Origin of the sequence: Pseudomonas sp. W15Feb9B, from assembly GCF_000828175.1 — a bacterium.
In the GTDB taxonomy this organism is placed as follows: Bacteria; Pseudomonadota; Gammaproteobacteria; order Pseudomonadales; family Pseudomonadaceae; genus Aquipseudomonas; species Aquipseudomonas parakoreensis.
The window spans coordinates 100,761-124,860 of sequence record NZ_JTKF01000008.1 but is presented as its reverse complement, the minus strand read 5'-3'; the positions used below and the strand labels follow the sequence as shown (position 1 = coordinate 124,860).

Annotated in this window: 21 protein-coding genes and 1 riboswitch; of the genes, 13 read left to right on the top strand and 8 right to left on the bottom strand. The window is 61.2% G+C overall.

From position 1 onward, the window contains the following. The first annotated feature begins 8 nt into the window (after positions 1-8). The gene (locus OC71_RS06270; protein WP_041065906.1) at positions 9-893 is read left to right on the top strand and encodes a glycosyltransferase; all 885 of its coding nucleotides are present in this window, start codon (positions 9-11) and stop codon (positions 891-893) included. 18 nt (positions 894-911) lie between these two features. Here OC71_RS06270 and OC71_RS06265 read toward each other — a convergent pair whose 3' ends face one another. Then, entirely contained in the window at positions 912-2,129 is a 1,218-nt protein-coding gene (locus OC71_RS06265; protein ID WP_041065816.1) for an acyltransferase, read from the bottom strand. Further along, a complete protein-coding gene (locus OC71_RS06260) occupies positions 2,129-3,991 on the bottom strand; it encodes a bifunctional O-antigen ligase/aminoglycoside phosphotransferase family protein (protein WP_041065814.1) in 1,863 nt (620 codons plus the stop codon). Before OC71_RS06260 ends, OC71_RS06265 begins: the two co-directional genes overlap by 1 nt. A 153-nt stretch (positions 3,992-4,144) precedes the next feature. On the opposite strand from OC71_RS06260, the gene msbA reads away from it, so the two are divergent. The 4 genes from msbA (at position 4,145) to hldE (ending at position 9,013) form a co-directional block, all read left to right on the top strand. Continuing rightward, on the top strand, positions 4,145-5,947 hold the full coding sequence (msbA, locus tag OC71_RS06255) for a lipid A export permease/ATP-binding protein MsbA (protein ID WP_041065811.1): 1,803 nt from the start codon (positions 4,145-4,147) through the stop codon (positions 5,945-5,947). Positions 5,948-6,180: 233 nt separating this feature from the next. Then, the gene (locus OC71_RS06250; protein ID WP_041065808.1) at positions 6,181-6,885 is read left to right on the top strand and encodes a sulfotransferase family 2 domain-containing protein; all 705 of its coding nucleotides are present in this window, start codon (positions 6,181-6,183) and stop codon (positions 6,883-6,885) included. Then, a complete protein-coding gene (cysC, locus tag OC71_RS06245) occupies positions 6,878-7,489 on the top strand; it encodes an adenylyl-sulfate kinase (protein ID WP_041065805.1) in 612 nt (203 codons plus the stop codon). The genes OC71_RS06250 and cysC overlap by 8 nt, the downstream gene beginning before the upstream one ends. A 102-nt stretch (positions 7,490-7,591) precedes the next feature. Then, complete coding sequence (hldE, locus tag OC71_RS06240; protein WP_041065802.1) at positions 7,592-9,013, top strand: bifunctional D-glycero-beta-D-manno-heptose-7-phosphate kinase/D-glycero-beta-D-manno-heptose 1-phosphate adenylyltransferase HldE; 1,422 nt, start codon at positions 7,592-7,594, stop codon at positions 9,011-9,013. A 90-nt stretch (positions 9,014-9,103) separates the two neighbouring features. Here the strand turns inward: hldE and OC71_RS06235 are convergent, their stop codons facing one another. The 4 genes from OC71_RS06235 to OC71_RS06220 all read right to left on the bottom strand — a co-directional run bounded on the left by OC71_RS06235 (position 9,104) and on the right by OC71_RS06220 (position 12,567). Next, positions 9,104-10,072 carry a hypothetical protein gene (locus OC71_RS06235; protein ID WP_041065799.1) on the bottom strand — a complete coding sequence of 323 codons (969 nt, stop codon included), beginning with the start codon at positions 10,070-10,072 and terminating at the stop codon, positions 9,104-9,106. A 31-nt stretch (positions 10,073-10,103) separates the two neighbouring features. Further along, complete coding sequence (locus OC71_RS06230; RefSeq protein WP_041065796.1) at positions 10,104-10,916, bottom strand: aldo/keto reductase; 813 nt, start codon at positions 10,914-10,916, stop codon at positions 10,104-10,106. Then, positions 10,913-12,088 carry an FAD-binding oxidoreductase gene (locus OC71_RS06225; protein ID WP_041065793.1) on the bottom strand — a complete coding sequence of 392 codons (1,176 nt, stop codon included), beginning with the start codon at positions 12,086-12,088 and terminating at the stop codon, positions 10,913-10,915. The genes OC71_RS06230 and OC71_RS06225 overlap by 4 nt, the downstream gene beginning before the upstream one ends. Positions 12,089-12,234: 146 nt before the next feature. Next, on the bottom strand, positions 12,235-12,567 hold the full coding sequence (locus tag OC71_RS06220; RefSeq protein WP_003221050.1) for a multidrug efflux SMR transporter: 333 nt from the start codon (positions 12,565-12,567) through the stop codon (positions 12,235-12,237). A gap of 102 nt (positions 12,568-12,669) precedes the next feature. On the opposite strand from OC71_RS06220, the gene OC71_RS06215 reads away from it, so the two are divergent. Together OC71_RS06215 and waaA are read left to right on the top strand one after the other, a co-directional pair. Continuing rightward, entirely contained in the window at positions 12,670-13,572 is a 903-nt protein-coding gene (locus OC71_RS06215; RefSeq protein WP_041065790.1) for a LysR family transcriptional regulator, read from the top strand. An 11-nt stretch (positions 13,573-13,583) separates the two neighbouring features. Further along, positions 13,584-14,858 carry a lipid IV(A) 3-deoxy-D-manno-octulosonic acid transferase gene (waaA, locus tag OC71_RS06210; RefSeq protein ID WP_041065787.1) on the top strand — a complete coding sequence of 425 codons (1,275 nt, stop codon included), beginning with the start codon at positions 13,584-13,586 and terminating at the stop codon, positions 14,856-14,858. Positions 14,859-15,005: 147 nt separating this feature from the next. Here the strand turns inward: waaA and OC71_RS06205 are convergent, their stop codons facing one another. Then, on the bottom strand, positions 15,006-16,439 hold the full coding sequence (locus tag OC71_RS06205; RefSeq protein ID WP_041065783.1) for a TolC family outer membrane protein: 1,434 nt from the start codon (positions 16,437-16,439) through the stop codon (positions 15,006-15,008). 205 nt (positions 16,440-16,644) lie between these two features. Next, positions 16,645-16,750, top strand: a riboswitch (TPP riboswitch). 146 nt (positions 16,751-16,896) lie between these two features. Here OC71_RS06205 and thiC point away from each other — a divergent pair. Together thiC and cytX are read left to right on the top strand one after the other, a co-directional pair. Then, on the top strand, positions 16,897-18,786 hold the full coding sequence (gene thiC, locus OC71_RS06200; RefSeq protein ID WP_041065780.1) for a phosphomethylpyrimidine synthase ThiC: 1,890 nt from the start codon (positions 16,897-16,899) through the stop codon (positions 18,784-18,786). Positions 18,787-19,006: 220 nt separating this feature from the next. After that, positions 19,007-20,299 (top strand): putative hydroxymethylpyrimidine transporter CytX, encoded by a 1,293-nt coding sequence (cytX, locus tag OC71_RS06195; RefSeq protein ID WP_041065778.1) that lies wholly within the window; start codon positions 19,007-19,009, stop codon positions 20,297-20,299. Here cytX and OC71_RS06190 read toward each other — a convergent pair. After that, complete coding sequence (locus OC71_RS06190; protein WP_041065775.1) at positions 20,268-21,014, bottom strand: RsiV family protein; 747 nt, start codon at positions 21,012-21,014, stop codon at positions 20,268-20,270. The two genes, cytX and OC71_RS06190, sit on opposite strands and share 32 nt — an antisense overlap. Positions 21,015-21,244: 230 nt before the next feature. On the opposite strand from OC71_RS06190, the gene OC71_RS06185 reads away from it, so the two are divergent. The 4 genes from OC71_RS06185 to OC71_RS06170 all read left to right on the top strand — a co-directional run bounded on the left by OC71_RS06185 (position 21,245) and on the right by OC71_RS06170 (position 24,070). Further along, a complete protein-coding gene (locus OC71_RS06185; protein ID WP_041065772.1) occupies positions 21,245-21,862 on the top strand; it encodes an NUDIX domain-containing protein in 618 nt (205 codons plus the stop codon). Next, positions 21,853-22,305 carry a DUF1249 domain-containing protein gene (locus OC71_RS06180; protein ID WP_007967395.1) on the top strand — a complete coding sequence of 151 codons (453 nt, stop codon included), beginning with the start codon at positions 21,853-21,855 and terminating at the stop codon, positions 22,303-22,305. Before OC71_RS06185 ends, OC71_RS06180 begins: the two co-directional genes overlap by 10 nt. Before the next feature lie 99 nt (positions 22,306-22,404). Then, positions 22,405-23,220, top strand: coding sequence for a 3',5'-cyclic-AMP phosphodiesterase (cpdA, locus tag OC71_RS06175; protein ID WP_041065769.1), 816 nt, complete (start codon positions 22,405-22,407; stop codon positions 23,218-23,220). A 241-nt stretch (positions 23,221-23,461) separates the two neighbouring features. After that, entirely contained in the window at positions 23,462-24,070 is a 609-nt protein-coding gene (locus OC71_RS06170) for a YqiA/YcfP family alpha/beta fold hydrolase (RefSeq protein WP_041065766.1), read from the top strand. Positions 24,071-24,100 lie beyond the last annotated feature (30 nt).

Genomic DNA, 24,100 nt, shown 5'->3' with positions numbered 1-24,100 from the left:
TACAAGCCATGAGTGAAGCCAACGCCCTCGTCACCGTGATTATCGCCTCGTACAACCACGGCCCGTATATCGAGGAAAGCATCCTCAGTGTCCTCAATCAGACCTACAAGAACATTGAGCTGCTGGTGGTCGATGATGGCTCGAAGGACGACAGTGTCGAACGCATCAGCGCGTTGCAGGCGCAGTACGGTTTCGATTTTCGTGTGCAGCAGAATCAGGGCCTGACCAATACCCTCAATGGCGCTATCGCCCGTTCGAAGGGCAGCCTGATCGTGCCATTCGGCTCCGACGACATCATGTACCCGGAGAGAATCGCCACCCAGGTGGCGTACATGGCCGGCAAGCCCGAAGTCGGGATCTGCGCCGGCAACATCGAATTGATGCACGCCGATGGCAGCCTTTACCCGGAGAAGCGTCAGCGCCGCGACGTACCGTTCCGCCGTCTGGATTTCGACGATATGTTCCTTGAGCGCAAGCCGTATCCACCGGCGCCAACACTGATGATCCGGCGTGAGGCGCTGGACAAGGTGGGTGGGTTCGATCCGACGATTCGCCTTGAGGATCTGTACATCGAGCTGAAGGTGACCCGCGCCGGTTACTTCATTGACGGTTTGAACGTGGTGATGGCGCGTTACCGCAAGCACGCCACCAACTCGTACAAGAACCATCGCTTCATGATCGAGAACATTCTGCGCACCTATGCGCTGTTCAGCGATCATCCGCTGTATGACGAAGTACGCTTCAAGGCGCTGAACTCGATGTTCCTCAAGACCGCCAACCGCAATCGCAAGCTGGCCCGCGAACTGCTGGCACAGATCCCGTTCAAGGCCTGGAACAAGAAGACCTGGCGCGGCTTGGGGCGTTTGCTCTTTTCTCCGCTGGAAAAGGACTGAGGTCATGGTCGCTCGCACTCAGCGAGCGACTTTCTCCGGCAGGCGCTTTTCGCCCTTCTGGCGCTGGCGCAACCAATGCACAACCTTCTTTCCGGAAGCCATGCCTGGTTGCTCGATATAGAGGAAGGTCACGCTGCTGATCAGAATCAGCAGGCAGGTGCAGATCGCCACCAGGGGCAGGTACACCGAAGTTTCCCGCGCATCGATATCCAGCAGCAGCGGCAGCCGTTGCACCATCAGCCACAGGACGAAACCGTGCAGCAGGTAAGTGCTGTAGCTGATTTCGCCGAGCCAGCGAATGCTGCGTGGTTTCAGCGCGCCGAACAGGCTGTTGCCTGACGCCACGATCACGAAAAACAGCGTCAGCAAAAACAGCGGCGCAGTCTTGAACGCCCGACTGAACGCGGTGAACGCAATCACCAGCGCGAGCACGGCGATGATGCTCGCCAGGCGTGACTGGCTCCATGCCACGAGCGCCGGGCGGCGAATCCAGTACGCGGCGGCGATACCGCCGAGGAAGCTCGCCAGAAAGTGCTTCTTCAGCGAATGCTCCCAACCGATGATCTGGTACAGCGCGTAGATGCCGATCAGGCACAGCACCACTTGCAACCAACTGCCGCGGTAGATGAACACCAGTCCGGCGAGTGGCAGTGCCAGGTAGAAAAACACCTCATAGGCCAGCGTCCAGGTGACGTTGGATATCAGCATGCCGGAGTGTCGGTACTGGTTGATGTCCGGGCGGTCGAACGTCAGCCAGGCGAGAACCTGCTTGAGCACTTCCAGCCCCGGCTCTTTCAGCTGCCAGCTCTGCAAGTGGAAGACCGAGACGAACACCAGCGCCATCAATGGCAGGTACAGCGGGTACAGACGAAATACCCGTGAGACGCCGAACGCCAGCCAGTCATGGTTGCGGCCTTGCGCGAGCAAGCGGCTCCAGAACAGGAACCCGGTGATCATGAAGAACAGCGCGACGCTGCCCTGGCCCAGCATCGAATAGAAGTTGCTCGGTGGGAAGTCGATCACGCCGGTGCGCAAGAAGATCCAGGTAATGATCGAATGGTGCACAAACACACCAAACGCCAGATAGCCGCGCAGACCGTCGATGCTCGCATAGCGGCTTTCGCCGGAATGCTGCAGGTGCCGAGCAATTTTCGGCACCGCGCGCAACAGGAGCGCGGAGGTGACGATGGCCAGCAGGTAGGCTGCCAGCGCAATAAGAGGATTGGTTTCGATCATCACTGAACTCGGGCCGGGGCGTTGCCGGCCAGCACTTGCCTGTGCAGGTTTTCAACTGCGGATTTGGACGCCGTCACAGCGTATCCCTGGAGCAGGGCATCGAGGTGATCCTCGAACAGCCAGCGTTTGTCGACAGTGTAACGTTGCATATGACGCAAATTGCGTTGACGCATCGAAAGGCTGAGCGGGGTCGGGAAGATGCGCAGGTCGGCCAGATCAATCAAGCCGAACTCGCCATCTTCCAGTACCAGTACGTTGCCCAGGTGCAGCGAACGGAAGTACACGCCTTTCTCATGCAATTGCGCCATGAATTTGCCGAAGCGTTCGATCAACGCCTGACGCACCGCCGGGGCGGTAATGCTCTGCAGCACCTGACGCAGGGTGTGGCCAGGCAACGGTGCGTAATGCACGGCACTGCTGCCATCATCGAGACGGTAAACGTTCAATACTTGCGGGGTGGGAATCCCCATCTGGCGCAGTTGTTCGCTGTTGACTGCGAACCGCTCGGAGTAGGGGTTGAAACTGCCGGAGGTGTACCAGCGGCGACGACGGAACAGTTTGAGGAAGCTGCCATCGCTCAGGCACAGGACTTTCGGGCCCAGGCCGTCTTCTTCGATGATCCGGGCTTCGCGGCTCAATTGCTCAAGGCCTGTCACCGACAGCTTTTGCACGGGCAGGGTCAACAGCCGACGCGCGCGTTGATTGATGCTCAGCGCCGCGATCAGTGCCAGCGGGATCCACAGCAGGAACCAGTGCTCCTTGGGCCGCGAAATGATCCCGCCACCTTCTGTCAGGCCTGCGCCGATACCGAATATCAGCCAGGTCGAAGCAATGATCAGCATGGGCTGTACACGCTGACGCCAGCTGCTCAGCAGACCCCATAGCAGGAAAAACAGCCATGGCAGCAGGCCGATGATACCGACGTAGTACAGGACCCCCAGGACAAAACTGTGCGGCTCCTGAAAACTGACACCGTTGCCGGGGTCAACGGAAAGGCTGGCGCTGTAGCCATGGCCGATCCAGGGGTGATCAGCAATCATGTGCAGCACTTTTTGCCAGATTTCCAGGCGGTAGGAATCGCCACGTTCAATGATCATCTGCGCAAACAGGGTCAGAACGGTCGCGCCGCTCAGCGCCAGCGCGATCAATAACCCTACCGAACGTCGGTTCCAGCAAATGAAACACAGCCACAACGCGGCCATGGTCAGTGCTACCAGCGGCGTTCTGGAGCCGGTGCCGATCACCGCCATGAACATGACGGCCATCGCCGGGACGCTGAGCCACATCATCTGGCGGCGCTTGCAGGTCATGGTCACGCTCAGCCAGTAGGCGCTGAAGAACCCGAACAGGTGAGAGCTGAGCAGCGGATTATCGAAGGCGCCGCCGCCAATCAGGCGCATCCCCGGTTCATAGATCCGGGCGAACATGAACAGGAAAATGGTGGTTGCAATCAGGGCGACCAGCGCTGCGCCGAACAGCAAAGGTTGCAGGATGTCGGCGCGGTAGCGCACCAACAGGTAGCAGCCGGCAAACAGCAGCAAGGTATGCAGTGGCGGCTTGAACATTCCGCCGAGCGGCTCGCCGCCTGGCCCCCAGGCGAGGCTGAGCAACGCCCACGCAGCGAACAGCAGGGCCGCGATGAAAATCGGCTCGCGCAGCAGCTCCTTGAGCTCACGCGGGCGCAGGCACAGTGCGATCAGTGTCGGGATGCTGAACAGCCCGTAGAACAACTTGTGATGAAGGCTTCGGCCCGGCAAAAAGAACAGCGCGCACAGGAGCAGGAAATAACCGGTGGGGAGTATCCACAGGCTAATGAAATCGAAAACTCGATTGGACGTACCGCTGAAGCCGCGAAGTTGCATGCTGTGAGATTCATTCCTGAGGTTGATCGACCATTCGAGTGATGGCTATTTGATGCAGAAAAGGTGCATAACAATAACAGCCTTTCGCCGATTGCCAGAACCCTGAAGAAGCTGTGCTAAAGTCAGCGTCCTTTTTATCGACTTTCGCGTGATATGACCGACTCCAGTCCCGCCGCAAGCCCTTCGAGCTTGAAAATCTACTTCCGCCTGCTCGGCTACGTCCGGCCGTACATCAGTCTGTTCCTGATCAGCATCGTCGGCTTTCTGATTTTCGCCTCGACGCAGCCGATGCTCGGCTACATCCTCAAGTACTTTGTCGATGGCCTGTCCAATCCTGAAGCGGTGCTGTTTCCCTCCGTGCCTTACCTGCGTGACCTGCAACTGCTGCAGGCCGTACCGCTGCTGATCATTCTCATCGCTGCGTGGCAGGGGCTGGGCTCGTATCTGGGCAACTACTTCCTGGCCAAGGTTTCCCTCGGGCTTGTGCATGACTTGCGCGTGCAGTTGTTCAACAACCTGCTGGTACTGCCTAACCGCTATTTCGACAAGCATAACTCCGGTCATCTGATTTCGCGTATCACCTTCAACGTGACCATGGTCACGGGGGCGGCAACAGATGCGATCAAGGTCGTAATCCGTGAAGGCATGACGGTGATCTTCCTGTTTGCCTCGCTGCTGTTCATGAACTGGAAGCTGACCCTGGTGATGGTCGCGATCCTGCCGCTCATCGCCGTAATGGTGCGCACCGCCAGCAAGAAATTCCGCAAGCAGAGCAAGAAGATCCAGCTGGCGATGGGCGATGTCACGCATGTGGCCTCGGAAACCATCCAGGGTTATCGCGTGGTGCGCAGCTTCGGCGGCGAGGCTTACGAAGAGCAACGTTTCCTCAACGCCAGCCAGAGCAATACCGACAAGCAACTGCGCATGACCCGTACCGGCGCGATCTACACGCCGATGCTGCAACTGGTGATCTACACCGCCATGGCGGTGCTGATGTTCCTCGTGCTGTTCCTGCGCGGTGACGCCTCGGCCGGTGACATGGTCGCCTACATCACCCTGGCAGGTCTGCTGCCCAAGCCGATCCGTCAATTGTCCGAAGTCAGCTCGACCATCCAGAAAGGCGTGGCCGGTGCCGAAAGCATCTTCGAGCAACTGGACGTCGAGCCGGAAGTCGATACGGGCACCGTCGAGCGCGATTCGGTGAGCGGTCGCCTGGACGTGCGCAACCTGAGCTTCACCTACCCGGGCACCGAACGTCAGGTGCTCGACGACATCAGCTTCTCGGTCCAGCCGGGACAGATGGTCGCGCTGGTCGGCCGCTCCGGCAGCGGCAAATCAACGCTGGCCAACCTGATTCCACGTTTCTATCACCACGACAAGGGCGAAATCCTTATCGACGATGTGGAAATCGAGCAATACAAGCTGCTCAATCTGCGCCGTCATATCGCCCAGGTGACCCAGCACGTCACCCTGTTCAGCGACACCGTGGCCAATAACATCGCTTATGGCGATCTGGCCGGCGCGCCACGTGAAGACATCGAGAAAGCCGCGCGTGATGCCTACGCAATGGACTTCATATCGCAACTGCCGCAAGGCCTCGACACTCAGGTCGGCGAGAACGGCGTCTTGCTTTCCGGTGGCCAGCGCCAGCGTCTGGCAATTGCCCGCGCGCTGCTCAAGAATGCTCCGCTGCTGATTCTCGACGAGGCTACTTCCGCGCTCGACACCGAATCCGAACGACATATTCAGGCCGCGCTGGATCAGGTGATGAAGGGTCGCACCACACTGGTGATCGCCCACCGTCTGTCGACCATCGAGAAGGCCGATCTGATTCTGGTCATGGATCAGGGGCGGATTGTCGAGCGTGGTACCCATGATCAGTTGCTGGCGCAAAATGGTTACTACGCGCGCCTCAACGCCATGGGCCTGGATGCGCCGGCCGAAGATATCGCCTGATTCCAGGCCCTGCCCTGTGGGAGCGAGCCTGCTCGCGAAAGCACTGCAACAGACGACGTCCGTGTCGCATGTTCACCCGCTATCGCGAGCAGGCTCGCTCCCACAGTCGTTTGTATCCAGACCTTTACCCTTCTTGACCAAACCGGAATAAATCCGGACACCGCGCTTGTTAAGGTTCCTCACTGAACTCTGACTTTTATCGAGGGGGCCATCCCCGTCGCGCGGGTGCTTTCATGTTGCAACGCTATCTCTGGAAACTGCTGCCCAAGCCGCAGCGAGCCTTTCTGCTCGGGCGCCTGTCGGTGGTCGATCGGCAGGTGGTGAACAAGTCGATGTCGGCCAACCTGACGTTTCCCCAGCCCTTCCAGCAGCGCTCCTGCCTGTTCATCCATGTCCCGAAATGTGCCGGCAGCAGCGTTTGCACGGCGTTGTTCGACGGCTGGCGTCCCGGGCACTTGCCGTTGTACTGGTACGAAGAGCAATTCCCCGAGCAGTTCGCCAACGCCTTCAAGTTCGCCTTTGTCCGCGACCCACTCGAGCGCGCCTATTCGGCCTACGCCTTTTTGCGTGGCAACGAGTTGAGCGCGCGTGACCATTCGGCGCAGCAGTTGGTGCGGCAGTACCGGGATTTCGACGATTTTGTCGCACGCTGGCTGCATCCGGAAACGATTGCCCGGCAATTGCACTTTGCGGCACAGACCGACTTTCTTACCGATTCGCTGGGGCATCTGGCGCTGGACTTCATCGGTTATCAGGAGCATCTGGCGCGGGATTTTCGTCTGGTTTGCGAACAGTTGCGGCTGACTGGCGAGTTGCCTCACGTCAACGGCTCGCGGGAAAGGCAAACGATGCCGGCGCGGGAGTTCTGTACGGTGCGCACCCGGCGTCTGGTGCGTCGGGTTTATCAGCGTGATTACGAGTTGCTCGGTTATGAATGAGTTCCTGTCAATGCCGATGCAAGCCCCGGCCATTCGGCCTTACGGTCTGGCGTTGTCACATCAGGCCCGTGCAGCGCTCAAGGCGCAACGCCCACGCTGCCTGTGGCTGACCGGATTTTCCGGCGCCGGTAAGTCAACCTTGGCCAATGCCCTCGAACTGCACCTGCATGCGTCGGGTCTGCACACCTTTCTGCTCGATGGCGACAATGTGCGCAATGGCCTGTGTCGCGACCTGGGCATGAGCAACGCCTGCCGCCGGGAAAATACCCGGCGCATGGCCGAGGTAGCACGGTTGATGGTCGACGCCGGGCTGATAGTGATCGTTGCGGCCATTTCGCCGTTTCGCGCCGAACGCGATGCTGCGCGCAGGTTGTTTGCCCAGGGTGATTTCATCGAAGTGCACGTCAGCACTTCGCTCGAAGTCTGCGCCCGTCGCGATCCGAAAGGGTTGTATCAGGCCGTGCGGGAAGGTCGGATCACGCACTTTACGGGCGTGGACAGTCCTTACGAAGCGCCATTGGCAGCTGAGTGGCAGATCGACACCGAGACGCTGGAGTTGTCCGAATCCTGTGAGCAACTGGCGGCGCTGGTGCTCAAAAAATGAGCAAAGTAACGGACTGTTTCATCCTGTTGCAGGCTGCACTCAAGCCTGCGCCAACCCTGTGTTAATATCGCGCCCCTGTTCATTTTGTATGTGGGTTGCTCCATGAAGTTGTCCATGCCGCGATTCGATCAAGCCCCAGTCTTGGTGGTCGGCGATGTCATGCTCGACCGTTACTGGCATGGTGGAACCTCACGGATTTCCCCTGAGGCACCGGTTCCGGTCGTAAAAGTCGAGCAAATCGAAGACCGTCCGGGCGGTGCTGCCAACGTTGCCTTGAACATTGCCGCGCTGGGTGCGCCGGCGTCGCTGGTCGGTGTGACCGGTGATGACGAAGCCGCCGACAGCCTGAGCAACAGTCTCAAGGGCGCGGGCGTGCGTGCCCTGTTCCAGCGCATCGCGCATCAGCCGACCATCGTCAAACTGCGGGTCATGAGCCGGCACCAGCAATTGCTGCGTATCGACTTCGAAGAACCGTTTGCCACCGATGCGCTGGCCCTGGCCTCGCAGGTCGATGATCTGCTCGAGGGCATCAAAGTGCTGGTGCTGTCGGACTACGGCAAAGGCGCGCTGAAGAACCATCAGGCCCTGATTCAGGCGGCCCGGGCCAAAGGCATTCCGGTGCTGGCCGATCCCAAGGGCAAGGATTTTTCGATTTACCGTGGCGCCAGCCTGATCACGCCGAACCTCAGCGAATTCGAAGCCATCGTCGGTGGTTGCGCCGATGAGCACGAGCTGGTGAGCAAGGGCGCCGCCCTGATGCACGATCTCGAACTTGGCGCGCTGCTGGTCACCCGTGGCGAACACGGCATGACCCTGCTGCGTCCGGAGCATCCGGCGTTGCACCTGCCGGCCCGTGCCCGTGAAGTGTTCGATGTGACCGGTGCCGGTGATACGGTGATTTCCACCCTCGCGGCGGCAATTGCTGCCGGTGAAGAACTGCCGCACGCGGTGGCGCTGGCCAACCTGGCCGCCGGTATTGTGGTCGGCAAGCTCGGTACTGCAGCAATCAGCGCTCCGGAACTGCGTCGCGCGATCCAGCGTGAAGAAGGTTCGGAACGCGGTGTGCTGGGGCTGGAGCAACTGGTACTGGCAGTGGCCGATGCCCGTGCGCATAACGAGCGCATCGTCTTCACCAACGGCTGCTTCGACATTCTGCATGCCGGGCACGTGACCTACCTCGAGCAGGCGCGCGCCCAGGGCGACCGTCTGATCGTGGCGATCAACGATGACGCCTCGGTCAGCCGCCTGAAAGGGCCGGGGCGTCCGATCAACAGTGTCGACCGCCGCATGGCGGTCCTCGCCGGCCTCGGCGCGGTGGACTGGGTGATCAGCTTCCCGGAAGGCACCCCGGAAAACCTGCTGCGCGAAGTCAAACCGGATGTGTTGGTCAAGGGTGGTGATTACGGTATCGACCAGGTGGTCGGCGCCGACATCGTCAAAGCTTACGGCGGCACGGTGAAAGTGCTGGGGCTGGTGGAAAACAGCTCGACCACGGCGATCGTGGAGAAAATTCGCGGTCACTGATTCAAGCTAAAAAGATCGCCGCCTGCGGCAGCTCCTGCATTGGAATGCGCTTCCCTGCAGGAGCTGCCGCAAGCGGCGATCCTTTGCGTTTCAGGAACTGACTTTCTTGCGCGGTACGATCTTCTTCAGCAGTTGCTTCGCCTTGCCGCGCAATCGCGCCAGGCCCGTGGGTTTCTCCGGCGGCGTCAGGCCTTGCTGGCGCAGCCAGTCCTTCCAGCGAATCCGCTCCTCGCGTACCAGCCAGCCATCCTGTCTGGCAAAACTTTCGGCCAGATACAGACCGCGCGTGCCGGCCGGAGACAGCTGACCTTTCTTCAAGGTGTACAGCTCAGCCAGCGGCTCACCATCCTGCAACGGCATCAGGTACAGATCCGGACGCTTGCGGTCCAGGCGCGCCACCAGTTGATCACCCTCCAGCCGCTCATCGACATGAAACAGGCTCAGCGATTTGGCTTCTTTTGGTACTTCCAGGCGCAGGTCGTAGATCAGTTGCAGCGACGCGGTGGGCAAATGCACATAGGCCCGGGGCCGTTCGAGCAATTGCAGATTGGCGCAGCGCACCGGCCGCGCCGAGCCGGACAACGGCGTCAGGCGAAACGGCAGCGCTTCGCGATAATGCAGGGCGGACGAGTAGGGCGCGGGCAGCCACGTGTCGTTGAATCGCCCGCCGAGCCAGCCCTCCGGGGTTTCCAGCAGGCACTCTTCGGCAATCTCTTGAATCGCGGTGTGCAGCGGGATGTTCAGCTCATGGGCTGGCACGTAACCGGAAATCAGCTTGAGCACCACGTCGCCGCGATCCTGCCGACGCTGGCGCACCAGCACCCAGTAGTCGCGATTCTGCCAATGCAGGGTCAGGCGCACCGAGACTCCGAGGTTGGCCAGCTCTACCGCGAAACGCTCGGCATCCGCCACGCTCACCGGTTTGCGCCGCTGCAAGGTCTGGGCGAAATTCAGCGGCATGCCGACGCTCTGATAGCTCAGACCCTCGGGCGTGGCCTCGACGAACAGCGGCAGTGTCTTGAAGTTGCTCGGGTTCTTTCTGATGAGCGTACGCGGCATGTCGGCTCCTGCTTAAGGCCGCGGGGCGGCGTCAGTGACCACAAAGGACCTGGGCAACGGTCGCAACGTTATGGGCGAGGTGCAGCGGATTGATCGTCCCGACAATAGCACTGGCCACGCCGGGCTGCTGGAACAACAGCTCGAAGCTGGCGCGTACCGGATCCACGCCGGGGCTCAGGCACACATGGCCGCTGGCCAGGGCCTTCTTCACCAGAATGGCTTTGCCGTGGGCAGCAGCATAGTCAATGACTGCCTTCTCGCTCTGTTCGTTCAGATTGTAGGTGACCATCGCGCAGTCCCCTTGCTCCAGCGCCTTGAGCCCGCCTTCGACGGTTTTGCCGGAGAAACCGAACCCGCGAATCTTGCCCTCGGCCTTGAGTGCGGCAAGGGTGGCGTAGACCTCTTCGTGCTCAAGGATCGCCAGATCGTTGCCGTCGGAGTGCACCAGCACCAGGTCGATAAAATCGGTTTCAAGACGTTGCAGGCTACGCTCGACCGACATCCGTGTATGCGCCGCACTGAAGTCATGGCGCGACAGGCCGTCGGCAAACTCTTCACCGACCTTGCTGACGATCACCCAGTCCTGCCGCTGGCCGCGCAGCAACGGGCCGAGGCGTTCTTCGCTGCGGCCATAAGCCGGGGCAGTGTCGATCAGGTTGATGCCCAAACCTTTGGCCTGATTGAGCAGCAAGCGTGCCGCGTCATCGTCGGGGATCTGGAAACCGTTGGGGTATTTCACGCCCTGGTCGCGGCCCAGCTTGACCGTGCCCAGGCCCAGCGGGGACACCAGCAGGCCGGTGCTGCCCAGCGGGCGATGCAGTTCGTGCAGGGTCGCTACGCTCATGGCAACAATTGCTCCCAGGCCGGTACGCCCATCGGTGGTTTTGGCAGCGCCGGCAATGCTTCGGCAGGTTGCGGCTGAATGCCGTCGCGCTCCAGTGAGGCGATGACCCGGTCGGCAAAGTCCGGTGCCAGCGCCAGTTTGGTCGGCCAGCCCACCAGCAGGCGACCCTGCTCGGCAAGGAAAGCGTTGTCCGGGCGAGTCAGGCCGGTTTGCAGCGGCTCGGCGCGATCCACCCGCAAGGTCGCCCATTGCACCTGGCTCAGGTCGATCCACGGCAGCAATTGGCCGAGTTCTTTCTGCGCGGTGGCGATCTGTTCGGCAGGCTCGCGGGCCACACCATCGCTTTCGGCAATGTCGCCGCCCAGGTACCAGACCCAGTTGCCATCAGCGGCCGGGTGAGTCGTGACGGTGATGCGCGGCTTGGTGCCGCCACCCAGGCAATGGGCGTACAACGGCTTCAGGCTTGGGCCTTTGGCGATGATCATGTGCAGCGGTCGGCGTTGCATCGCCGGTTGGGTCAGGCCCAGGTCTTCCAGCAACTGCGCGGTGCCGGCCCCTGCGCTGAGCACGATGCGCTGGGCACGAATCTCGCGGCCGTCGACTTTCAGACCGACCAGCACACCGGCTTCCAACAGCGGCTCGATGTTTTGCCCGGCGAGCAGGCCGTCACCGGCCAGATCGGCCAGGCGCTGGATCAGGCTCGGTACGTCGACCACCAGTTCGGCGAGGCGATAGACCTTGCCCTTGAAGCGCTTGTCTTGCAGGGCCGGCGGCAGTTGATCGCCCTTGACCTGATCGACTCGGCCACGCACGGCTTTACTGGCGAAGAAACTGGTGAGGTTGCCGGCGAGGGTGCCGGGCGACCACAGGTAATGCGCTTCGGACAGCACGCGCACGCCGGACAGGTCCAGCTCGCCGTTGCCGGCCAGCGCCTCACGCCAGCGGCGCGGCATGTCGGCGATGGCTTCCGAGGCGCCGGTCAGTGCACCGTGCAGCGCGTATTTGGCGCCACCGTGGATGATGCCTTGGGACTTCACACTCTGCCCGCCGCCGAGGCTGGCGCTTTCCACCAGCACGGTCGAAAAACCCTGGCGGCGCAGGCGCGCGTTCAGCCAGAGGCCGGCGACACCAGCGCCGACAATCAGCACGTCGGTGGAAATAACGGATGGCATGCAACGACCTCAGTGTTCAAGACGAGGGCGCAGTATACAGACTCGGAGATCGGAGCTCAGAGGCGAAAAAAGATCGCAGCCTTCGGCAGCTTCTACAGGGATATGCATTCCAATGTAGGAGCTGCCGAAGGCTGCGATCTTTTTCTTCAATGCCCTGCGGTCTTGGAGAACAACTGGATGACCACCACACCGAGCACGATCAGCGCCATCCCGAGCATCGCTGGCACGTCCAGTTTCTGCCCATAAATGAACAGCGCCGCGACGCTGACCATGACGATGCCCATGCCCGCCCACACGGCGTAGGCGACACCCACCGGCACGGTGCGGACAACGAGGGTCAGCATCCAGAAGGCGATCCCGTAGCCGACGATCACCAGAATCAGCGGCAGCGGGGTGCTCAAGCCTTTGACCGCTTTCATCGAAACGGTGGCGATCACTTCGGCGCAGATGGCGATAGCCAGGAAGGCGTAGGCGTTCATGTGTAGATCCTCATGTAAAACGTTGCTTGCTGAGGCGGCATTCTAGTGATTCGCCAGATGCGGTAAAGTCATTACCTATCTGTTTTGAAGATGGGTCGATCGATGAATACCCAGTGGAATCTGGAACAATTGCGCGCCTTCGTCAGCGTCGCCGAACAGCGCTCGTTCTCCGCCGTAGCACGCCAGCAGCGCAAGGCGCAGTCAGCGATCAGCAGCGCGATTGCCCTGCTGGAAGATGATCTGGGCGTCAGCCTGTTCGAGCGTAGCAGTGGTCGCCAGCCCCGACTCACCGAAGCCGGCGAGGCGCTGCTCGAAGAGGCGCGAGAAGTGTTGCGTCAATGCGAGCGTCTGAACGGTCGGGCGATGGCGATGATGCGCGGTCAGGAAGCGCAGTTGCGCGTGGCCCAGGACGAGGCCATGCCTTATCAGGCACTGGTGGAAAGCTTCGATGCGCTGGCCGGGCAATTTCCCAGCCTCGAAGTGCAACTGACCAGCGCCGCCCAAGGCGAAGTGGCGCGCAAACTGGTCGAACGCCGTGCCGATCTGGGCCTGCTGTTCTATCACGATGAAATCCCCGAAGCGCTGGAACGTCGGGTCTTGGGGCGGGTGGAAATGGTCACCGTCTGCGGCATCAATCATCCGTTGGCGACGCAGTCCTACGTCACCTGCCAGCAGCTGGCGCAGCATCGGCAATTGCTGATGTCGACGCAAACCAGCGTCTACCCCGGCAACGAACCGGCTAGCCCGCAGGTGTGGCGTGCCGACAGTTTCTATGTGATGGCCGAATGGCTGGTGCGGGATCTTGGCTGGGCGTGGCTGCCCCGGCATGTGGTGCAGTATTCGACCTATCAGGGCCTGATGGTTGAGCTGGACAGTGAATGGACCCCGCCGGCGCTGGTGGTGGAACTGGTCTGGCGCCGCGACGAACCTCTCGGCCCTGCCGCAAGGTGGCTGGCGGAACGTTTTGCCGTGCACTTGCGGGCGATCGGCGACAAAAGTCGATAAACTCCGCCGCCATGAATAGAACTCTCTACACCGCGCTGTTTTACCTGGGGCTGCCATTGGTGGCGATTCGGCTGTGGCTGCGCTCGCGCAAGGCTCCGGCGTATGCCAAACGGATTGGCGAGCGCTTCTCTTATGGCATGCCGTCACTGCGACCCGGAGGCATCTGGGTGCATGCGGTATCGGTGGGAGAGAGTATCGCTGCTGCACCGATGATTCGCGCCTTGCTGCAACGTTATCCACAGCTGCCGATCACCGTGACCTGCATGACCCCGACCGGATCGGAGCGGATACAGGCACTGTTCGCCAGCGAGCCGCGCATCCAGCATTGCTATCTGCCATACGACTTGCCGTGCGCAGCGGCGCGTTTTCTTGATCACGCCAAACCGAAACTCGCGGTGATCATGGAAACCGAACTGTGGCCCAACCACATTCATCAGTGCGCCAAACGCGGGATACCGGTGGCGCTGGCTAACGGTCGTTTGTCCGAGCGTTCGGCGCGGGGCTATGGGCGCTTCAGCAAGCTGACCGCGCCGATGCTCGCTGAAATGAGTTTTTTCGCGGTGCAGACCGAGGCTGAAGCCCAGCGCTTCCGAGATCTCGGCGCGCGCCCGCAGACGGTCGAGGTCACCGGCTCGATCAAGTTCGACCTGACCATCGACCCGCAACTGCTGCAGCGCGCCCATGAGTTGCGCGGCCAATGGCATGCGCTGGAACGCCCGGTGTGGATCGCCGCCAGCACCCACGAAGGCGAAGACGAAGTGGTGCTCGACGCCCATCGTCGCCTGCTGGCGAATTACCCGAATGCGCTGCTGATTCTGGTGCCGCGTCATCCCGAGCGTTTCAATTCGGTGTTCGAGTTGTGCCAGCGCGAAGGCTTTGCCACGGTGCGTCGTTCCACCGGTGCCAATGTCGAGGCGGACACTTCGGTGCTGCTCGGCGACACCATGGGCGAGTTGCTGTTTCTCTATGCACTGGCCGACAGCGCCTTTGTCGGTGGCAGCCTGGTGCCCAACGGCGGGCACAATCTGCTGGAGCCGGCGGCACTGGCCAAACCGGTCATCAGTGGCCCGCACCTGTTCAACTTCCTCGACATCGCCGCGCAGTTGCGCGAGGCCGGGGCGTTGGCCGAAGTGGATGATGCCGAAGGGCTGGCGGTGGAAGTGCAGCGCCTGTTCGAATTGCCGCGCGATGCCCAGCGCATGGCCGAGGCTGGACTGGCGGTGATGCGCCGTAATCAGGGAGCGTTGCAGCGGCTGCTGGATGGGCTGGGCCGGTTGATTCGCTGATTTGCACTCAACCCCTGTGGCGAGGGAGCTTGCTCCCGTTGGGCAGCGCAGCTGCCCCAAGCCCAGAGACATCGAGTCGCCAGGTTTACGACTGCTGCGCAGCCGAGCGGGAGCAAGCTCCCTCGCCACAGGTATCTTGTTTTCTGTTTACGGCCGTGCCTTGAGCTGTGCTTCGGCGGCTTTGGCCAGATCCGGCGGGAGGAAGTCCTTGTCCGGGTTGTAGTCGGCCTTCAAATAACGTCGCAGGTCTTCCAGATCACCCGGATTCAACGTCCCCGCCGCCTGCTTCAAGCGCAGGTTGTCGAGGATGTAGTCGTAACGGGTGTTGTTGTAGTTGCGCACCGAGGTGTACAGCTGGCGCTGAGCATCGAGCACGTCGACGATGTTGCGCGTCCCCACCTGATAACCGATTTCCGTGGCCTCCACCGCGCTCTGGTTGGAAATGATCGACTGGCGCCGCGCCTGTACCTGCTCGACATCGGTGTTCACCGCGCGGTGCAGGTTGCGGGTGTTTTCGACGATCTGCCGGCGCAGGGCTTCGCGCTGCTGTTCGCTCTGATCCAGTTGCGCATAGGACTGGCGCACTTGCGAACTGGTCAGCCCGCCGCTGTAGATCGGAATGTTCAGTTGTAACGCCAGCGTGCGTTGATCGACGTTGCCACCGTACGGCGTGCCGAAGGCGTTAGGGTTGGCGAAGCCGAGGGCGTCGTTGTCACCCTTTTCGTATTTGGCCACGGCGTCGAGGGTCGGCAAGTGGCCGGCCTTGCGCTGCTTGAGGGTCTGTTCGGCGGAGCTGACCGCAAAGTTGCTCGCCAGCAGATTGAGGTTCTGTTTGGCGGCGGTGTCGACCCAGGCCTTGGCGTCGTTGGGTGTCGGCGGCAGGATCGGCAACGTATGGACGATGCCCTGAATCGAGTTGTACTGACGGTTGGTCAGGGTGATCAGCGCTTCGAAGGCATCGTCGACCTGACGCTGGGCAACGATCCGGTTGGCACGCGCGGTGTCGTAGCTGGCTTGTGATTGCAGGACGTCGGTCTTGTCCGACAGGCCGACATCGAAGCGCTCGTTGGACTGGTCGAGCTGACGCTTGAACGCGGCTTCTTCTGCCTTGGTCGAAGCCAGGTTGTCCTGACTGCGCAGCACGTTGAAGTAGCTTTCGGCTGATTGCAGGATCAGGTTCTGTTCGCTGGCCGAGAGTTGCAGGGCGGCCTGTTCGTTGACGTCCTTGGCGGCCTGGTACTGGAACCAGCGGTCGGCACGGAACAAGGGCTGGGCCAGGGTCGCCTGATAGGAATGCGCGCTGCGATTGGCAATGGCTGAAGGCTGGTCGATCGAGGTGCGCACGTCCGCCACTTCGGCGCCGCCGGACAGGTTCGGCAGCAAGCCGGCACGGGCCTGCGGCACCACTTCTTTCTGCGCGCCGTACTGGGCGCGGGCGGCGGCCAGATCGGCGTTGTTGTCGACGGCTTCCTGATAGACGCTGACCAGATCGGTCTTGGTCGACAAGGGCGCTTCTGCTGCCCAGGCCATTGCGTTGGACGCACAAGACACGGCAAGAGCCAGTGAAAGTTTGCGCAGCATGAGGCGATCCCTAGCAAAAATATTACGAAAATAATGTGCGCGCCAAGGCTACGGCGCGGCCCCGACAGCGTCAAGGTGCGCAGGGCACAGCGAGTGTAGTTGTGCAAACGTGCGGCAACAATCCTGCAAGTCCCGGTAATTGCGCCATTCATCATGGTGTTTGCCGCGGTGTTGGCGTTCTTTGCCGGTTGTGTCTAGACTGGCCGGGTTCTTGTCGGGGTGCCTTGCTATGAGGCTGAGATCGAATAATTTCGGATCCCGTTGAACCTGATCAGGTTAGCGCCTGCGTAGGGAACAAGATTTCTCGTCACCCGGCGAGTCCTCTTGTGCTTCGTCCGGGAAATTGTTCGACAATCGAACGCTCGACGACGATGCACAGCACCTTTCCTGGTGCGTCCGTGCCTTTCAGGTTCTGCTCCGACAATCCACTGCCTGGATGCTGTCTGGAGAGCCCGTGATGACTACAAAATCTAAAAACGCGATCAACCTGAGTGACTCGGCCAAGGTCGATGAGCAGTCGGTTCAGCCGTTCACCCGTTCGCAAAAAGTCTACGTTCAGGGCTCGCGCCCGGACATCCGCGTGCCGATGCGCGAAATCACCCTCGATGTGACGCCGACCGACTTCGGCGGCGAAATCAACGCGCCGGTCACCGTCTACGACACCTCGGGCCCGTACACCGATCCGAACGTGGTGATCGACGTGCGCAAAGGTCTGGGCGACGTGCGTTCGGCGTGGATCGACGACCGTGGCGACACCGAGCGTCTGCCAGGCCTGAGCTCCAACTTTGGTCAGGAGCGCCTGGCCGATCCGGAGCTGACCAAACTGCGTTTTGCCCACGTCAACAACCCGCGCCGCGCCAAGGCCGGGGCCAACGTCAGCCAGATGCACTACGCGCGCAAAGGCATCATCACCGCCGAGATGGAATACGTCGCCATCCGCGAAAACATGAAGCTGCAAGAGGCCCGTGCTGCCGGCCTGTTGACTCAGCAACACGCCGGCCACAGCTTCGGCGCGAGCATCCCGAAAGAAATCACCCCTGAGTTCGTCCGCGAAGAGATCGCCCGCGGCCGCGCGATCATTCCGGCCAACATCAACCACGTCGAACTGGAACCGATGATCATCGGCCGCAACTTCCTGGTGAAGATCAACGGCAACATCGGCAACAGCGCCCTGGGTTCGTCCATCGAAGAAGAAGTGGCGAAGCTGACCTGGGGCATTCGCTGGGGCTCGGACACCGTGATGGACCTGTCCACCGGCAAACACATTCACGAAACCCGCGAGTGGATCATCCGCAACTCGCCGGTGCCGATCGGTACCGTGCCGATCTATCAGGCGCTGGAGAAGGTCAACGGCGTCGCTGAAGACCTGACCTGGGAGCTGTTCCGCGACACGCTGATCGAGCAGGCCGAGCAGGGCGTCGACTACTTCACCATCCACGCCGGCGTGCTGTTGCGCTACGTGCCGCTGACCGCCAAGCGCGTGACCGGCATCGTGTCCCGTGGTGGTTCGATCATGGCCAAGTGGTGCCTGGCGCACCACAAAGAGAACTTCCTCTACACCCACTTCGACGAAATCTGCGAAATCATGAAGGCCTACGACGTCAGCTTCTCGCTGGGCGATGGCCTGCGTCCGGGCTCGATTGCCGACGCCAACGACGAAGCGCAATTCGGCGAACTGGAAACCCTCGGCGAGTTGACCAAGATCGCCTGGAAACATGATGTGCAGTGCATGATCGAAGGCCCGGGCCACGTGCCGATGCAGTTGATCAAAGAAAACATGGACAAGCAGCTGGAGTGCTGCGACGAGGCGCCGTTCTACACCCTCGGCCCGCTGACCACCGACATCGCCCCGGGTTACGACCACATCACCTCGGGTATCGGTGCGGCAATGATCGGCTGGTTCGGTTGCGCGATGCTCTGCTACGTGACACCGAAGGAGCACTTGGGCCTGCCGAACAAGGATGACGTGAAGACCGGGATCATCACCTACAAGATCGCCGCCCACGCAGCGGACTTGGCCAAAGGACACCCGGGCGCGCAGATTCGTGACAACGCCTTGAGCAAGGCGCGTTTCGAATTCCGTTGGGAAGACCAGTTCAACCTCGGTCTGGACCCGGACACCGCGCGTTCGTATCACGACGAAACCCTGCCGAAGGATTCGGCCAAGGTCGCGCATTTCTGTTCGATGTGCGGGCCGAAGTTCTGCTCGATGAAGATCACTCAGGAAGTCCGCGAATACGCGGCCAACCAGCGGATCGACGCGGTCGACGTGGATGTCGCCCAAGGCCTGGCGGAACAGGCCGAGCGGTTCAAGAAGGAAGGCAGTCAGCTGTACAAGAAGGTTTGATCTGACCTGAAAGGCTCTGGGATGACCGGAGCCTCTGTGGCGAGGGAGCTTGCTCCCGCCCGGCTGCGAAGCAGTCGTAAATCCGGCCAACGCGTTCTGATTGAAAGAACGCGTTGGCCGGTTTTGGGTCTGCTGCGCAGCCGGGCGGGAGCAAGCTCCCTCGCCACAGGAATGGTGTGCGATCACACACAACAACAAATGTCCCTCTGAGATAACACCCTTGAGCATTCAACCCGGCACTTATTCCCCCGACCTCGCCGTATCCGCCGACAAGCGAGTATTTGGCGGTCGCGATCTGTTTTCCCTGTGGTTCTCCCTCGGCATCGGCCTGATGGTGTTGCAGACCGGCGCGTTGCTCGCGCCCGGTCTGGGCCTCTCCGGCTCGCTGCTGGCGATCTTCCTCGGCACGCTGGTTGGCGTGTTGCTGCTGGCCGCCGTCGGCGTGATCGGCAGCGACACCGGCCTGTCATCGATGGCCGCGCTGAAACTCAGCCTTGGCAGCAAAGGCGCGAGCCTGCCGGCGCTGCTCAATCTGCTGCAACTGATCGGTTGGGGGTCGTTCGAAATCATCGTCATGCGCGACGCCGCCTGCCTGCTCGGCACTCGCGCGTTCAGCGAAGGTTCGCTGTGGGCCAGCCCGATGCTCTGGACGTTGTGCTTCGGTGCGCTGGCGACCTTGCTCGCGGTCAGCGGGCCACTGACGTTCGTGCGCAAGATCCTGCGCAAATGGGGTATCTGGCTGATCCTGACGGCGTGCATCTGGCTGACCTGGAATCTGTTCGCCAAGGCGGATCTGGCGGCACTCTGGGCGCGTGCGGGGGACGGTTCGATGCCGTTTGCCGTGGGCTTCGATATTGCCATCGCCATGCCGCTGTCGTGGCTGCCGCTGATCGCCGATTACTCGCGTTTCGGCAAACGCGCAAAAAACGTATTCGGCGGCACGGCGATCGGTTTCTTCGTCGGCAACTTCTGGTTGATGAGCCTCGGCGTGGCCTACACCCTGGCGTTTGCGCCAAGCGGTGAGGTCAATGCGTTGCTGCTGGCACTGGCCGGGGCCGGTCTGGGCATTCCGCTGTTGCTGATTCTGCTGGATGAGTCGGAAAACGCTTTCGCCGACATTCATTCGGCAGCGGTTTCCAGCGGGATTCTGTTGCGTTTGAAGGTCGAGCATCTGGCCTTGGCCATCGGCGTGATCTGCACCCTGATTGCACTGCTGGCGCCCTTGGCGCAGTACCAGAACTTCCTGTTGCTGATCGGCTCGGTGTTCGCGCCGCTGTTCGGCGTGGTGCTGGTGGATCACTTCATTCTGCGCAAGCGCAGCGCCCACGTGGCGTCAGCCGCATTGCGCTGGCCGGCGCTGTTGGCGTGGCTGGGCGGGATCAGCACCTACCACTTGCTGGCGAATCTGTATCCGGATGTCGGCGCGACCCTGCCGGCACTGGTGCTGGCAGGGCTGTTGCAACTGGTGCTGGGCCGGGCTTTCAGTTACGGCCGGGAAACAGCTCGGGTTTGAGGATGCCGTTCAGACGCGGGTAAGGAATCTTCAGTTCGACGTGGCCCAGCGCGTAAGGCGCGATGGTGCTCACGTCGTACTTGAGGATCACGCCACCGTAGGTCAGCGCCACGTTCGGGGTTTTCACGAACGGCCAGCTCTTCACGAAATCCGCTTCCTGATCGAGCTTGGTGCTGATCAGCCAGCTGTTGTGCGCCACCTGCGCGGCCTTCCAGAACGCGTCTTCCTGACCCGGCAGCAACATGTCCGACAGGTTCAGCACCTTGTGCTGCTGACGCGAGTAGTTGATGAAGCCGCGCCCCGGGGTGCCATGGGCGCCGCCGGTGTCGAGGTAGCTCGACAGTTCGATGATCACCAAGCCGTCATGCTGCTCGCGTACCTTGGCCTGCAGATAGCTGCTGTTGCGCGGGCCGGCGGTGCGCAGGAATTGATCACGATAGGCCGCCAGGGTTGGCGCGACCGCTGCGTTCTGCTCGGTGCGGGTCATTTGCAGCAGGCGCTTTTCGATAATGCCGTCCAGTGCAGGCTCGGCCGCGAAGTGCACGGTATCGATATTCACCAGCGGACAATCGGGGTTGGAACAGCCGGGTTTCAGGGTTTCCGAGGCGTCGCGGGTGGTTTCCAGCGGCGTGCGGTAGTTGGGCTGGAACAGGTTGGCGCAGGCACCCAGGGTCAGGGCGATGGCGGCCACGGAGGCAATTTTGAAAAGCGACATGGGCGTCCTTTCTGAAACAGGGGAAGGCAAAAAGTTATCCGCTTCGACTCTCGCCGAGGCAGTCAGTTCGCCACTAAGCTAATTAGAGTGGGTTTCGCCGCCACCGTCCATCCCGCTGACGGTAAAGGGGCTGCATCAATCATCACCGGCGCGTTAGGATGGCGCGAAGTCGAGGTTGCCGGTCACCACAAGGCACCTCGTATCGGGATTTGCAGTAAGAGAGGATGCTCATGACAGATTTTGCCAACGCCACTCCGGCCAACGTCGACGTCGTAAAGCGCGAGCGCTGCTACGAGGGCTTCTACAAGCTCGACCGTTTGCACCTGCGCCATGAGCTGTTCGCCGGCGGCATGAGCCGCGAGATCAACCGCGAAGTCTTCGTGCGCCACGATGCCGTGTGCCTGCTGCCGTACGATCCGCAGCGTGACGAAGTGGTGCTGCTCGAGCAGTTTCGCGTCGGGGCCATGGGCAAGACCGACAACCCGTGGCTGGTTGAGCTGGTCGCCGGTCTGATCGACAAAGTTGAAGTGCCGGAAGAAGTTGCTCACCGCGAGGCACAGGAGGAAGCTGGACTGGACATCAAGGCCCTGTGGCCGATGACCAAATATTTTCCGTCGCCGGGCGGCAGCAACGAATTCGTGCATTTGTACCTGGGGCACTGCAGCACCGACGGCGTAGGCGGCCTGCACGGGCTGGAGGAAGAAGCAGAAGATATCCGCGTTACGGTCTGGGCCTTTGAAGATGCCTTGCAGGCCGTCCGTGACGGACGCATTGCCAATGCGGCGAGCATCATCGCCTTGCAATGGCTGGCGCTGAACCGCGCCGAAGTGAGGGGGTTATGGTCGTAAACAAGCTGCGCGATCGTTATCGAGTTGACCTTGCGGGGCTGCAAGCCGCCTGCGAGGCCAACTACGCGCGCCTGATGCGACTGGTGCCGGACATGCGCAACGACCCCGAAGCGCGGCGCATCGCCGTGACTCAGGGCGAGCAGATGCTCGGCGTGCTGGCCCTCGAAGTGCTGCAGACCTGCCCGTACACCACCACTTTGCAGGTGCGCCAGGAGCACAGTCTGCCGTGGTTGCCGGTGCCGCAACTGGAGGTGCAGGTCTATCACGATGCACGCATGGCCGAGGTGATCAGCGCCGAACATGCACGACGCTTTCGCGGCATCTATCCTTACCCGAACGCCGCGATGCATCAGCCGGATGAAAAGGCCCAGCTCAATCTGTTCCTGGGGGAATGGCTGAGCCATTGCCTGGCCCTGGGGCACGAGTACGAAGTCGTACGCTAGTTGTGAACTGCGTCCGGTTCGCCGGTTTCCCCTTTGCGTCATCCCCCAGCATAATTGCGGCACTCAACCGATACCGTGCTTTTGCCCTGGGAGAACGCCTTGCCGAGCGTATCCACATTGACCACCGCCGATCCGGCGTTGCTGGTGCAGTTATCCGACAGTCACCTGTTCGCCGAGGCGGACGGCACGCTGCTGGGCATGAACACCCGCGAGAGTCTGCAAAAGGTCATTGGGCAGGTACTCAAGCAGCAGCCGCGGATTGACCTGATGCTGGCCACGGGGGATTTGTCACAGGACGGAACACTTGAGTCGTATCAACTGTTTCGCCAGATGACCGCGCAGATCAATGCGCCGGCGCGCTGGATTCCCGGCAATCACGATGAGCCGCAAATCATGGCTCAGGCCGCGGTGCAAAGTGCATTGCTGGAATCGGTGGTCGATGTCGGCAACTGGCGCGTGACCTTGCTCGATTCGGCGGTGCCGGGCTCGGTGCCGGGTTATCTGCAGGACGATCAGCTGCAACTGCTGGCCCGTTCGTTGAGCGAAGCGCCGGAGCGCCATCATCTGGTGTGTTTTCATCATCATCCGGTGTCGATCGGATGCTCGTGGATGGAGCCGATCGGCTTGCGCAACCCGGAAGCGTTTTTCGACGTGCTCGATCGTTTTCCACAGGCGCGCGCGGTGCTGTGGGGGCATGTGCATCAAGAGATCGATCGCGAACGCAACGGCGTACGGCTGATGGCCTCACCGTCGACCTGCATCCAGTTCGAACCGGGCAGTCACGACTTCAAGGTCGGCGAACAGGCGCCGGGCTATCGCTGGTTGCGGCTGTTGCCGGACGGGCGGCTGGAGACCGGTGTCGAGCGCGTTACCGACTTCGAGTTCACCGTCGATTACGGCTCCGAAGGCTACTGATTTCGATCAAGAGCCCCTCACCCCAGCCCTCTCCCGGAGGGAGAGGGAGCTGACCGAGGTGTCTGGCATTATCCATCGACCTGAAAGAATGTGTCGATTATGGATTCGCTGAAACTCGCTCAAGTCGGTGTAGCTCTTGAATATCCCCCATTCAGTCCCCTCTCCCTCCGGGAGAGGGCTAGGGTGAGGGGCTTTCTCCCTGTAAACTCCGCTATCTTTCGCCGACACTCAGGGAGCTCAAATGTCCGGTTCGATCCTCTATATCCACGGTTTCAACAGCGCGCCGGCCTCGAAAAAGGCCTGTCAGCTGGTCGAGGTGATGGAACGGCTGGGTTTGAGCGAGCAATTGCGTGTCCCGGCGCTGCATCACCACCCGCATGAAGCCATCGGTCAGTTGCAGCAGGCGATTGCCGAGCTGGGCCGGCCGTTGCTGGTGGGAAGCTCACTCGGCGGCTACTATGCGACTCACTTGGCTGAGCGCCACGGCTTGAAAGCCCTGCTGGTCAACCCGGCGGTCAGCCCGCACCGGATGTTCGACGGCTACCTGGGCACGCAGAAAAACCTGTATACCGATGAGACCTGGGAACTGACCCATGACCATGTGACGGCCCTGGCCGAGCTGGAAGTGCCGGCACCCGTGGATGCGCAGCGCTATCAGGTGTGGTTGCAGACCGGCGATGAAACACTGGATTATCGCCTCGCCCAGCAGTATTACCGGGCCTGCGCCTTGCGCATTCAGGCCGGCGGCGATCATGGTTACCAGGGTTTTGCCGAACAATTACCGGCGTTGTTGAGTTTTGCCGGCATTGGCGCCGATTTGTATCAGGCAATCGATTTCACCGCACTGTGACGTCTTGCCCCTTTTTCATTGAATTACTGA

Excerpts from the sequence above, each read along its gene's own strand:
- OC71_RS06215 (WP_041065790.1), top strand. The coding sequence starts at position 12,670 with ATGAATACCCAGTGGAATCTGGAACAATTGCGCGCCTTCGTCAGCGTC.
- cysC (WP_041065805.1), top strand. The coding sequence starts at position 6,878 with ATGAATGAGTTCCTGTCAATGCCGATGCAAGCCCCGGCCATTCGGCCT.
- waaA (WP_041065787.1), top strand. The coding sequence starts at position 13,584 with ATGAATAGAACTCTCTACACCGCGCTGTTTTACCTGGGGCTGCCATTG.
- OC71_RS06265 (WP_041065816.1), bottom strand. The coding sequence starts at position 2,129 with ATGATCGAAACCAATCCTCTTATTGCGCTGGCAGCCTACCTGCTGGCC.
- OC71_RS06235 (WP_041065799.1), bottom strand. The coding sequence starts at position 10,072 with ATGCCGCGTACGCTCATCAGAAAGAACCCGAGCAACTTCAAGACACTG.
- OC71_RS06250 (WP_041065808.1), top strand. The coding sequence starts at position 6,181 with ATGTTGCAACGCTATCTCTGGAAACTGCTGCCCAAGCCGCAGCGAGCC.
- OC71_RS06190 (WP_041065775.1), bottom strand. The coding sequence starts at position 21,014 with ATGTCGCTTTTCAAAATTGCCTCCGTGGCCGCCATCGCCCTGACCCTG.
- msbA (WP_041065811.1), top strand. The coding sequence starts at position 4,145 with ATGACCGACTCCAGTCCCGCCGCAAGCCCTTCGAGCTTGAAAATCTAC.
- hldE (WP_041065802.1), top strand. The coding sequence starts at position 7,592 with ATGAAGTTGTCCATGCCGCGATTCGATCAAGCCCCAGTCTTGGTGGTC.
- OC71_RS06170 (WP_041065766.1), top strand. The coding sequence starts at position 23,462 with ATGTCCGGTTCGATCCTCTATATCCACGGTTTCAACAGCGCGCCGGCC.
- OC71_RS06260 (WP_041065814.1), bottom strand. The coding sequence starts at position 3,991 with ATGCAACTTCGCGGCTTCAGCGGTACGTCCAATCGAGTTTTCGATTTC.
- OC71_RS06225 (WP_041065793.1), bottom strand. The coding sequence starts at position 12,088 with ATGCCATCCGTTATTTCCACCGACGTGCTGATTGTCGGCGCTGGTGTC.
- OC71_RS06220 (WP_003221050.1), bottom strand. The coding sequence starts at position 12,567 with ATGAACGCCTACGCCTTCCTGGCTATCGCCATCTGCGCCGAAGTGATC.
- thiC (WP_041065780.1), top strand. The coding sequence starts at position 16,897 with ATGACTACAAAATCTAAAAACGCGATCAACCTGAGTGACTCGGCCAAG.
- OC71_RS06185 (WP_041065772.1), top strand. The coding sequence starts at position 21,245 with ATGACAGATTTTGCCAACGCCACTCCGGCCAACGTCGACGTCGTAAAG.
- OC71_RS06270 (WP_041065906.1), top strand. The coding sequence starts at position 9 with ATGAGTGAAGCCAACGCCCTCGTCACCGTGATTATCGCCTCGTACAAC.
- OC71_RS06205 (WP_041065783.1), bottom strand. The coding sequence starts at position 16,439 with ATGCTGCGCAAACTTTCACTGGCTCTTGCCGTGTCTTGTGCGTCCAAC.
- OC71_RS06230 (WP_041065796.1), bottom strand. The coding sequence starts at position 10,916 with ATGAGCGTAGCGACCCTGCACGAACTGCATCGCCCGCTGGGCAGCACC.
- OC71_RS06180 (WP_007967395.1), top strand. The coding sequence starts at position 21,853 with ATGGTCGTAAACAAGCTGCGCGATCGTTATCGAGTTGACCTTGCGGGG.